This window comes from Bradyrhizobium sp. (assembly GCF_049586575.1).
Lineage (GTDB): Bacteria > Pseudomonadota > Alphaproteobacteria > Rhizobiales > Xanthobacteraceae > Bradyrhizobium.
Window position 1 is genome coordinate 1 of sequence record NZ_JBAVCF010000427.1, and the last position, 1,830, is coordinate 1,830.

At 61.0% G+C, this 1,830-nt stretch carries 3 protein-coding genes and 1 pseudogene; all 4 read left to right on the plus strand.

Annotated features, from left to right (window positions below; genetic code table 11):
• A partial coding sequence (gene hslV / locus WB528_RS16955; RefSeq protein WP_423889564.1) for an ATP-dependent protease subunit HslV occupies positions 1-461 on the plus strand: 461 nt, incomplete at its 5' end.
• Between the two features lie 50 nt (positions 462-511).
• Entirely contained in the window at positions 512-994 is a 483-nt protein-coding gene (locus WB528_RS16960) for a GNAT family N-acetyltransferase (RefSeq protein ID WP_423889565.1), read from the plus strand.
• A gap of 54 nt (positions 995-1,048) precedes the next feature.
• A pseudogene (locus WB528_RS16965) lies at positions 1,049-1,165 on the plus strand (DUF2585 family protein); the annotation flags it as partial.
• A gap of 41 nt (positions 1,166-1,206) precedes the next feature.
• Positions 1,207-1,830: AAA family ATPase (locus WB528_RS16970; RefSeq protein WP_423889566.1), on the plus strand; the 624-nt coding region annotated here is incomplete at its 3' end.

Here is a 1,830-nt window from a genome sequence, read left to right on the forward strand (position 1 = left end):
CGATCGGACAGACCGTCATCAAATCCAACGCCAAGAAGGTCCGTAAACTCGGCAAGGGCGACGTCATCGGCGGTTTCGCCGGAGCCACGGCCGATGCCTTTACGTTGTTTGAGCGGCTGGAGAGCAAGCTCGAGCAATATCCCGGCCAATTGACCCGCGCCGCTGTTGAACTCGCCAAGGACTGGCGAACCGATCGCTATCTGCGGCGGCTGGAGGCGATGATGATCGTCGCCGATAAGGATGTTTCGCTGGTTCTGACCGGCACTGGCGACGTTCTGGAGCCGGAGGCCGGTGTGATGGCGATCGGCTCGGGCGGCAATTATGCCTTGGCGGCGGCGCGCGCTTTGATCGAATCCGCCAAGGACGCCGAGACGATCGTGCGCCGGTCACTCGCTCTTGCAGCCGACATCTGCGTCTACACCAACCGCAACGTGACAATCGAGACGCTGCAAGGCGGTTAGTGAAGAAACCGCCGCAACGGGGTGCAAATGTTAGAATCGGACCACTAGGCATGGCGGCCTATGCATTCCGCCCGATGTCAGCGGGCGACCTTCCGACGACCAGGCGCTGGCTGGAGACGCCGCACGTCAGCGCGTGGTGGCACGATCCAGCCGAGCAGCTCGAACTCGTGAGCGGCGATCTCGGTCATCCCGATATGACGCAATTCATCGTCGCGGCGGATGGACAGGAATTCGCTTACTTGCAGTGCTATAATTTGCTCGCCTGGGATTCCGGCTTTGGACCCCAGCCTGACGGCACCCGTGGGCTCGATCAATTCATCGGCGAAGCGAATATGATTGGATGCGGTCACGGCTCGAGGTTTGTCCGCGCCTTTGCCGACCAGTTGCTGGCTTCCGGAACGCCCCGCGTCGTGACCGATCCCGATCCCATGAACACGCAGGCAATCCATGCTTATGAGAGAGCCGGTTTCCGCCGCGACCGCCTTGTCGAAACACCAGACGGTCCGGCGCTACTGATGATGCGTGATCAATGACGACGTCCGAAACGCGAAGCAGCCTCAGGCCTTTCGGCCTGGCAATGGATGCTGATTGCGCTGCTGCTTCAATTCAGTGTCGGATACGCTTTCGATACGCTGAACATTATCATGTTGATTCACCCTTTCGAGGCGATCAAACACTGGCAGGCAGGACCGCCCATCATCTGACGCAACTTGTACCGGCCGCATTTTGGACCTAGCTAAGAGCCATGACCGACTTTTCTCCCCGCGAAATCGTCTCCGAACTCGACCGCTTTATCGTCGGCCAGACCGACGCCAAACGCGCGGTTTCCATCGCCTTGCGCAATCGCTGGCGGCGTCTGCAACTCGCCGACGGCCTGCGCGAGGAAGTGCTGCCGAAAAACATTCTCATGATCGGGCCCACGGGCGTCGGCAAAACCGAGATCGCGCGGCGGCTGGCCAAACTTGCCGGCGCGCCCTTTATCAAGGTTGAAGCCACGAAATTCACCGAGGTCGGCTATGTCGGCCGTGACGTCGAGCAGATCGTTCGCGATCTCGTCGAGGTCGCGATCTCCCAAACCCGCGAGCGAAAGCGCAAGGACGTTCAGGCGAGAGCCCAACTAGCCGCCGAGGATCGCGTGCTCGATGCGCTTGTCGGTGCCAATTCCAGCGCGGCGACGCGCGATTCCTTTCGCAAAAAGCTGCGCGCCGGCGAACTCAACGACAAGGAAATCGAGATCGAGACGCAATCCTCCGGCGGCATGCCGATGTTCGAGATCCCCGGCATGCCCGGCGCGCAAATGGGCGCGATCTCGATTGGCGACATCTTCGGCAAGCTCGGCGGGCGGACCAAGACCCGCCGCGTCACCGTC

Bases quoted from the DNA above. Each gene is read 5' to 3' on its own strand.
- WB528_RS16960 (WP_423889565.1), top strand. From the start codon at position 512: ATGGCGGCCTATGCATTCCGCCCGATGTCAGCGGGCGACCTTCCGACG.